At 43.1% G+C, this 9138-nt stretch carries 7 protein-coding genes; 2 read left to right on the top strand and 5 right to left on the bottom strand.

All coding sequences use genetic code 11. The annotated features are described in order from the left end of the window. Positions 1-310: 310 nt before the first annotated feature. On the bottom strand, positions 311-493 hold the full coding sequence (locus tag WBA23_RS20135) for a hypothetical protein (protein WP_424584076.1): 183 nt from the start codon (positions 491-493) through the stop codon (positions 311-313). 390 nt (positions 494-883) lie between these two features. On the opposite strand from WBA23_RS20135, the gene WBA23_RS20130 reads away from it, so the two are divergent. Further along, entirely contained in the window at positions 884-2680 is a 1797-nt protein-coding gene (locus WBA23_RS20130) for an acyl-CoA dehydrogenase family protein (protein WP_424584075.1), read from the top strand. 309 nt (positions 2681-2989) lie between these two features. After that, entirely contained in the window at positions 2990-3475 is a 486-nt protein-coding gene (locus WBA23_RS20125) for a low molecular weight protein-tyrosine-phosphatase (RefSeq protein WP_424584074.1), read from the top strand. On the opposite strand, the gene WBA23_RS20120 is transcribed toward WBA23_RS20125, so the two are convergent. From WBA23_RS20120 to WBA23_RS20105, 4 genes are all read right to left on the bottom strand, one after another. Beyond that, positions 3468-4133 carry a class I SAM-dependent methyltransferase gene (locus tag WBA23_RS20120; RefSeq protein ID WP_424584073.1) on the bottom strand — a complete coding sequence of 222 codons (666 nt, stop codon included), beginning with the start codon at positions 4131-4133 and terminating at the stop codon, positions 3468-3470. The genes WBA23_RS20125 and WBA23_RS20120 overlap by 8 nt on opposite strands. Then, positions 4130-5014 carry a hypothetical protein gene (locus WBA23_RS20115; RefSeq protein WP_424584072.1) on the bottom strand — a complete coding sequence of 295 codons (885 nt, stop codon included), beginning with the start codon at positions 5012-5014 and terminating at the stop codon, positions 4130-4132. The genes WBA23_RS20120 and WBA23_RS20115 overlap by 4 nt, the downstream gene beginning before the upstream one ends. 31 nt (positions 5015-5045) lie before the next feature. Then, positions 5046-7499: a zinc-dependent metalloprotease gene (locus WBA23_RS20110; protein ID WP_424584071.1), complete on the bottom strand. Its 2454-nt coding sequence runs from the start codon at positions 7497-7499 to the stop codon at positions 5046-5048. Between the two features lie 132 nt (positions 7500-7631). Beyond that, the coding region (locus tag WBA23_RS20105) for an outer membrane beta-barrel family protein (protein ID WP_424584070.1) at positions 7632-9138 on the bottom strand (1507 nt) is incomplete at its 5' end.

Here is a 9138-nt window from a genome sequence, read left to right as displayed (position 1 = left end):
TGTGTAGCCGTTTTCAACTGCTCAAATGGTTGAAAACATTTGCAGCCATTTACAGACAAGTAGTAAAATTTAACTCAAATTACAGAAAGCACTTACCGATAGCCTTTATGTGCGAACTTCTGGAAGTTAAGCGAATATCAAATCGTTTTAGTTTGGTTTTGAACGAATGATAGTCACACTGACCAAATGACACAAACTAATATTCTTAGCGAAAACACTATACAGAAGTTTCAGATATGATATTAAGACTTTTAATAAAAAAACATGGGCCGAAACTAGTTCGGCCTTGCTAAATCATTGAGTATGTAGACTAGCTCCCACAACCTACACAGTCAATCCGAGAATCCATTGGCTTGGTACCAGTTTGTTTCATTTTTAGGTTATGAATCTTATCGCGGATTTCCATGTCTGCGAACATATCTCCGGTCAATTGGGCTTCCAGTGCTTCGATTTCTTTTCCTAAATCTTGAATAGTTTGAGTAGATGCTTCCATAATATTTAGTTTTTAAAGTTTAACGAGATGAATATAAAAATGTTTCGACCCACTTCGCAGCGAATGACAGATAATGGACAAACTAACACTCAAATACCTGTACCATTGTCTAAGCGAGATACGCATCTGGCGATTAATATTTATTTAGATAACACTTAAGATAAGTTAATTGTCTTCTCACCTTTAAGAAACTTCGTAATAATGTCTGAAGTTTAAAACATTTACCGGCAACTTCTTATAGGAGCCGTCCTTTTCTATTAAAAATTTGATGATAATTAGTATGCATGCACACCTTTTTTCCAGATTATCCGTATATTTGTTATGCATGACGAGTACTTTGTGCTGAGTAAGTCAGATAATTGTAGCATATAAAGTCAAAATATAACGAATATGGAAACCCTAGAGCAAAAACAGACGATCAAAGGTGGCGAGTTTTTAGTGAAAGAAACGGAAGCCCAAGACATCTTCATTCCTGAAGAGTTTAGCGAAGAACAAAAAATGATGGCGGAAGCCACCCAAGATTTTATCGGTAAAGAAATTGCTCCTAACGTAGAGCGGATGGACAGTATGGAAGAAGGCTTTATGCCATCGCTGTTAGACAAAGCCGGAGAGTTAGGATTATTGGGCGTAGCCATTCCTGAACAATACGGTGGCTTAGGCATGAACTTCAATACCTCTATGCTTATTGCGGACGTTGTTGGCTCAGCCGGTTCATTCTCTACCGCCTACGGTGCACATACTGGTATTGGTACGCTTCCTATCTTGTACTACGGTACCGAAGAGCAGAAAGAAAAGTACTTACCTAAACTAGCTTCGGGCGAATGGAAGGCTTGCTATTGCCTCACCGAACCAGATGCTGGCTCCGATGCTAATTCAGGAAAAACCAAAGCGGTTTTGTCTGAAGATGGTAGCCACTATAAAATTACGGGGCAGAAGATGTGGATATCAAATGCCGGATTTGCTGACCTGTTTATTGTGTTCGCCCGTATTGAGGATGATAAAAATTTAACAGCATTTATCGTAGAAAAGTCGTTTAGTGGACTTACTATGAACGAAGAAGAGAAGAAGCTGGGTATCAAGGGTTCATCTACTCGCCAAGTGTTCTTTAATGATACCGAAGTACCGGTAGAAAACATGCTTTCAAAGCGGGGCAACGGATTTAAAATTGCCGTAAATATCCTGAATATTGGTCGTATTAAATTAGGAGCAGGTGTGATTGGGGGATGTAAGCAGGTAATTACCGATTCTATTCAATACGCTAACGACCGTAAGCAATTCGGCCAATCCATCTCTAACTTTGGGGCAATTAAAGCGAAAATAGCCAATATGGCTACTAAAACTTTCGCTACTGAATCGGCCTGCTACCGGGCGGGGCAAGATATTGACGATCGAATTGAAGCTTTGATTAGCGACGGCATGGCTGAAAATGAAGCCAAGCTAAAGGGAGTGGAGCAGTTTGCTATTGAATGCGCGATTATGAAAGTACACGGCTCAGAAGTGCTAGACTACTGCGTGGACGAAGGAGTTCAAATCTACGGTGGAATGGGATTCTCGGCTGACGCTCCTATGGAACGTGCTTACCGAGATGCCCGAATTTCTCGCATCTACGAGGGTACTAACGAGATTAACCGAATGCTCTTGGTGGGAATGACTATTAAGCGAGCCATGAAGGGTGAACTCAACTTAATGGGGCCCGCTATGGCAGTAGCTAAGGAGCTGACTTCCGTGCCGGATTTTAACGGAAAAAGCTATGACGGAGCTTTTGCTAAGGAGAAAGAAGTACTGAAAAATCTGAAGAAGTCAGTACTGATGGTAGCCGGAAAAGCGGCGCAGGATTTTGGTATGAAACTCGATCACGAGCAAGAAATACTAATGAGTATCGCTGATATGATGATTGAAATCTACGCGGCAGAGTCCACGTTGCTACGTGCCGAAAAGTTGATTGGCCTGTGGGGTGAAGAAGCGGCTCGTCAGCAAATTAATATGGCGAAGCTTTATTTGTACGAAGCCGTTGAAAAAATCGACGCCAGTGGAAAAGAAGCGATCATCTCGTTTGCCAAAGGCGATGAACAGAAAGTAATGCTAATGGGCTTGAAGCGATTTACCAAAATGGATCTTTACAATGTAAAGAAGTTACGTCGGGAGATTGCCGATCAGCTTATTGAGAAAAATAAATATGATTTTTAGATTTTAGGGTAAATGAATGGAAAGGCCAACCCGCTTCGGGTTGGCTTTTTTTTTGCTCGTGGACAAATAACGGTAGCTAAAAAAGGGAAGGCATCCCAAAAAAAGAAAAACCTTCTCATTGAAGAAGGTTTTCTTGGCTAAAACAGGTGTATGAATAAACAATTTGTGTTATGTACCTATATATACTACGAAGCCCCAAAAGGTAACCCCCTTCAATAAAAAAAAACTAAATTTTTTTGAAAAGTGATTTTACAGCCATTTTAGACCTATTTTTCGGTAATTTCTTTATTATTCTAATCAGTTGCCTCTATGATTCGTGTATTATTTGTTTGTCTCGGAAATATATGCCGCTCTCCGATGGCTGAAGCGGTCTTTAATAGTTCGGTTGAGAAAACTGGACTAAGCGGACTTATCGATTCCGATTCGGCCGGTACTTCTGACTATCACATTGGCGAGCCACCGGATTCCCGTACTATGGATATTGTCCATAAATACCGGCTAGAATTGAACCACCAAGGGCGTCAGTTTACTGCTAGTGATTTTGATAAGTTTGATTACATCGTGGCGATGGATCAAAGTAATCTTAGCAACATTAAACGCTTACTGCCCAATGATATGTCTGATGAGAGGATTTTTCTTATGCGCGATTTTGATCATAAGGCCGATACAAAAGATGTACCCGACCCGTATTGGAGCGAAGCTGATGGATTTGAAGAGGTTTATCAAATACTACTACGGTCTTGTCAGAATTTCATCGATTATTTGAAGAAAAATCGCGCTGACTTAACTACTTAGTACGAGTGTAAATTTTACTACTGATAAAATCGCCGAAGAAGCTTTTCTGCTGTCTTTCTTTCCAACCTACCTTTTGAAAATGAGCATCGTAATCAGGCAGTGCTTGAAGACTAATATTAGCGGTGAAGTGAAAGAAAGTATACATAAATTGGGCAAGTGGTTTTTGCCACAGTCTCTTAAGGGGGCTCGAACTATAGCGAAAGTCGGTAAACATCCACACCGCGTCTGCTGAGAGTAAAGAATCAATACGTTGTATCATACTATCTAGTGATGACTCTTGATACATATCCAGCACAAAGTTAGTAATCACTACCTGATACATTGCCGTTGAATTAACATCGCGCTCCGTACCCTGAACAAATGTGATGGTTGGCACGGGGCGTTTAGGATTCGCCAAACAATAATCAGCTACCTTCTGCCTAGCTCGCTTTATCATGACTGTTGAAGCTTCCACATAGGTAATATGAGCGGGAACAGCTTTTTCTAATAGATCAACTAAAATACTGCCACTGCCACCACCAATAATTAATACTTTAGATTGAGGCAAAATGGTGTTAAGAAAATATTGCTGCGCTCGCTGAATAGTTCCTCCAAAGGCTAGATAGCCCAATTTGTCGTATACCGGAGCAACAACATCAAAAGAAAAACTACGGCTCATGCAATGAATGGATAGAAAACAGCCGGAAGGAGAAAAATACCGTCAGCTACCCAACGATACCGCTTATTTTTAGCATACCAAACTGGAAACGTCCAAATACTACCTAAAACAAGACTCATCATTATCATTACAACGTGAGATGCTAAGGGAGCATTTAATATCATCCAAACTGCCAAGGTTATAGATAGCAAAATGCAAATAATAGAAATAAGTTGAACGCTAGGTCTACCGTACTGAATGGCTAATGAAGGGGCACCATCTAGCCGGTCACTCGCTAATTCGTACCAAGAGATAAGCGTAAGATTGGCTAAAGCTAGTAGAAAGAATTGTCCGAAAACTAAGTAGCTAATCAAGTCTAAATCCTCAATTTGGACCGCCACGGGAAGGAAAATACCTGAAGTGTAAAGCAGCGCAGCTAAAATTTCTTTGGGCACAATCTGATTAAAATTAATAAAATGATTAACAACAAAATAGGTAACTACTCCGCCCAACAGCATCAGACCACCACGGAAGATAGAAGGCGGAATATAAAAAAGTAGAGCTACCCCCAAAGCTGCCATTACCAGCCATACAATGACTAAACCCCTAAAGTAGTGTTGGTGAAAACTATGCCGAGCTGTATGGGCCGGGTGCTGAAGCTGATAGGCGTCCCACAGATGATCCGCCGTGTAAATTAGCCAAACGCAAACCCCCAACGATAGAATAGTGACCGACTCAATGGTTACTCCACTCAGTTGGGCAACAAACCAAGATGACGCGCACGCACCCAGCACTACATCCAAACTAAGAATACGAGCTAATTCCAGTAAGCGATAGATCGAAAAACTAACAATAGTTTCACCGCTTTTAGTAGGAAGTGTCTGCTGAGATATTTTCGCCACGTTCTTAGCCTATTTCAATACGAAAGCTGTATTAAGATGCTTCAGGATTTAGTATTAGCTCAATACGCTTTCGCGCATCCTGCAAATGGTAGCGCGACAAAGTATCACGTTGTCGGCCTAGTCCCGATTGTACACTTTGCTGAAGGTTGTTTAACATTGCGCGAGTTACCGCTTTAATATCGGTTTGGTCGTACTTTTGATCTTCCAATTCCATTAGTGTTTTCATCTTATCTAAATAAGCCCGTTGCAAATTGCGCCGGTAAGGATCAATAGATTCTCCCGTTGAAAGCTCCGACCAGATACCTTCTCGAGTATCTTCAAATAAATCTAAAACGGAGTAAGTTTCCTGGTCAGAAGTTGCTTGCGCTTCAATTAGACGGTTCAGGCGATCCGCCTCAAATAGCCGGTTCAGCGTACTTACTTGAAAAGAACGAAGTCGCTCTAATGTGCCGACGCCCTCGAAGCGCTGCGTAATTTCCGGATCAATCAACCAACTGGGAGTTTGGAAAAGCTGTTCATTTAGAAAGTTTACTGCCGCTACTTGCTTCTCTTTAGAAACCGGACTAAATACGGTACCTTCTTCGTCGTAGGTTTTTCGATACTCGTACACTCCGCCCACGTTTGTCCCTACGTGTCGCATGTATCGGCCCAGTTGAGCTAATACTTGGTCGTAGAGTTCTTCCAACTCAGCGTAATCTTCTCCTTCTACGTTCGACCATTCTAGAATCTTTGGAAGGATTCGTTTTAAGTTAGCAATACCGTACTCACTGGCTTTTACCGCATCATCGCCCAAGTCTTCTGTTTGAGAAGTAGGGTCATCGGGATTGTAGCGTTGCTGCCCGTAGCGATAGATCGGATCATCGGCGCGCTCTTTGATCCACTCGTTTAGAATCTTATGTTCTTCTTCGGGAGAATTAGCATCCAATAAAGGCGAGTATCCGTACTTAATTGACCAAAGGTCGTATGGACCAATTTGGGGATGCAGTCCAACGTCGCCATCTTCGGGCTGGGCAACGTAGTTGAAGCGAGCGTAATCCATAATTGATGGAGCGGTTCCCATTTTTTGGGTAAATGTTGGCGAGCGTAAAGAGTCTACCGGATACGCTACGCTAGAACCCATGTTGTGGGGTAGGCCTAACGTGTGTCCAACTTCGTGAGCCGCTACAAAGCGGATAAGTTCGCCCATTACTTCATCTTTAAATTTGACATTCCGGGCTTCGGGATTGATGGCGGCGGTTTGTACCAAGTACCAGTTACGAAGCAGATTCATAATATTATGGTACCAGAGTATATCGCTTTCCAAAATTTCTCCGGTACGGGGGTCGTGTACGTGGGGCCCCTGCGCATTTTGAATATCAGTGGTGATATAGCGAATAACCGAATAGCGAACATCTTCGGGACTCCATTCCGGGTCTTCTTCGGAAGTGGGTGGCTCCTTGGCAATGATCGCGTTCTTAAATCCAGCCTCTTCAAAAGCGGGTTGCCAATCTTCAATGCCTTGCTTAAGGTAGTCTCGCCATTTTCTTGGGGTAGCTGGGTCTATGTAGTAAACAATGGGCTTAATGGGTTCTACTAATTCACCTCGCTGGAAAGCGGCAGTGTCCTTTGGTTCTAATCGCCAGCGAGTAATGTAGCGCCGTTGCGCGGCCCGCTGTTCATCTAAACTATAGTTAGTCTGATTGATTGAGAAGTAGCCTACTCGTTCGTCATACAGCCGAGGTTCCATCGGGTCAGCGGGCAGTAGCACAAACGACTGGTTCATTTCTACCGAGAGTGTGTTGGTCAGTATATTAGCCGGTAGTTTATTTCCGTTGTAAGTAAGTACGTGCCGTATTTCAACATTTTGGGGGAAGCTTCGGGCCGAAGTAATCAAACTACGTTCCTGATCAAGCCCTTTAATCTCGAAGTCTTCCCGTTGCTGATCAGTTAGTGCCCCGATAATGGCGATATCTTTGGTAAACAGTGAATTGACACCAATGACGTAGGCCGTAGTATCGCCATTGTATGCTTTGATGTCAAAAGCCATAATAACCGGCTCAAAATTGTTGTTACGAACTGACTGGTAGATTGGGTCCTCAAAACTAGCTACGCTGTTATATGACACCGAGCGAAGCAGAATCTTATCATCCATCTTTTGCCAGCGTAATACTTGCTGCGGACGGCTTTTCATTCCCGCACCACCGAAGTTTAGTCCCTTCACGTGCCCGGAAATCCGACTAACTACCAGCATTTCTTGTTCCAACAGGGAGTCCGCTAATTCAAAGTAGTATTTGTCTATTACTTTATGCACCGAGAACAGCCCGGTATCAGTTTCGGCTTCGTCCGTGATTACCTCAGCATAAGGCTTAATAGGAGAATCTTTGGGTTTGTCAGCGGTAGTTTCTTCCTGATCTTTCTTTTTTTTGCGTTGGGCCTGAAGACTAGGTGAACAAGCGAAAGTTGAAGCTAATAGTATTCCGAGTAGTAGTCGGGCTAAATGCTGCATAGTATTTGAAGATTAGTTTAGGGACTGTACTTAATGTATCATATTGCGAAAAGGTTCTAGTAGATCGGGAAGACCTAGCACCCAATCCCCAAAACCTATAATTTTCAGCAATATACTAAGCCAAATTTGCTTTTAAAACGTGTAACTGTAAGTGACAAATATTTGCCGAGAATCTCGTTTGTAGACAAAGTATTGGCGAAACTCGTCGGTTTGTGCTTCGCTGCCAAATTGGTAGGTATTAAATATATCGCGGATGCTTACGCTTAATTGGCTCTTCTCGTTAAATTTCCGCTGAAAGCTTAAATCGGCGTAGTAGCGGGCATCATCAAAGCCTTGGGCTTCGGCCTCAGGAGCTTCGTAGTTTCCAACTAGTTGCATGTTAATATCGGCGGGCAGCGCAAAGCTACTAGTAAACTTAGCATTCCAAACAAAGGCATCGTTCGTAAAATCACTATCTAGGTTGGTTCCATCAATAAGAGCGCGGAAGAACGATACGCTTCCGTTAATATCCCACCACTCAGTAATCTGACTAGTCGCAATAAACTCCAGACCGTATACCGTACCACTGGCTAGATTCTCGGGTCGACGGGTAGAGACTCCGTTTTCGTCTACGTTGACTAACCAGTCTACCAAACCAGTAGTATGGCGATAAAATAGATTAGAGGTGAGGTCGGTTCGAGGTAACGTCATTTTATGTCCCAATTCCAATGATTGAATGTACTCCGGCCGTAGAGCGGGGTTACCTAAGCGAACATTTAGTGTGTCGGCAATATCCGGGAAAGGGTTTAAGCGCCGAGAGCTGGGCCGGTCGATGCGACGACTATAAGTAAACTTGAACGTATTTTTGTCATTCAGCTTGTACAATGCTTTGGCGCTAGGGAAGATGTCTAGGTACCGCTGGTCGTTTTCTTCACCGGTCGTCTCTAGTTCGGTATCAATGCGAGTGTATTCCAGACGGCTACCGGCAGAAAGCTCCCAGTTGCCTAGTGTTTGGCTGTAGATTCCGTACGCAGCGTACACCTGTTCTCCGTATAAGAAGCGATTACTTGTATTTAAGTCATTAACCCACTCCTCAGTAGCGGGGTCTAAGTTCTCAAAAGTGAAGTCCGAATCTGATGAGCGCAAAATTGTTTTAGCACCAACTTCCAGTTTATTATCATTGTCAAACGGGCGGGTATAATCAAATTGACCGACGGCTACGTGACGTTCACCATCATCAGTAGCCCGCTGGCGACTAGGCATTATTTCTGAATTGTCTAGAGAAGTAGTGGTAGCGTCTTGGGTCTCGTTACCATTGCGGTACGAATGGCTTAATGAAAGCCTTAAATCCTGCCCTTTGCGTTGGTACTGACGCTGGTAAATGAGCGCATTATCAATGGCAAAATCTTCTTCGGTTTCCGTATTATCGCGAACATTATAGAATAGCTGTTCTTCTTGAGCATTAGTCTGCCGGCTAGTAGTTACTTCGCTGTCGTTTTCACCTTCTATTTCCGTCACGCCTTCGTACGTAAGCGTACTATTGGGGAAGTAGTAATCCAGTCCGTAGTTAATGGTGTGGCTTGCCTCGAAACGGTCAATGTCTCGCTCTTGACGTAGCGTTTGCGGATCATCGCCGAAGGTTTCCCGGACAACCGAACTG

Origin of the sequence: Tunicatimonas sp. (assembly GCF_049647865.1) — a bacterium.
In the GTDB taxonomy this organism is placed as follows: domain Bacteria; phylum Bacteroidota; class Bacteroidia; order Cytophagales; family Cyclobacteriaceae; genus Tunicatimonas.
The sequence above is the reverse complement of the archived record's forward strand: the minus strand, read 5'-3'. Positions and strand labels throughout refer to the sequence as shown.

Coding starts and splice junctions, on each gene's coding strand:
- WBA23_RS20110 (WP_424584071.1), bottom strand. CDS start 7,499: ATGCAGCATTTAGCCCGACTACTACTCGGAATACTATTAGCTTCAACT.
- WBA23_RS20130 (WP_424584075.1), top strand. CDS start 884: ATGGAAACCCTAGAGCAAAAACAGACGATCAAAGGTGGCGAGTTTTTA.
- WBA23_RS20135 (WP_424584076.1), bottom strand. CDS start 493: ATGGAAGCATCTACTCAAACTATTCAAGATTTAGGAAAAGAAATCGAA.
- WBA23_RS20120 (WP_424584073.1), bottom strand. CDS start 4,133: ATGAGCCGTAGTTTTTCTTTTGATGTTGTTGCTCCGGTATACGACAAA.
- WBA23_RS20125 (WP_424584074.1), top strand. CDS start 2,990: ATGATTCGTGTATTATTTGTTTGTCTCGGAAATATATGCCGCTCTCCG.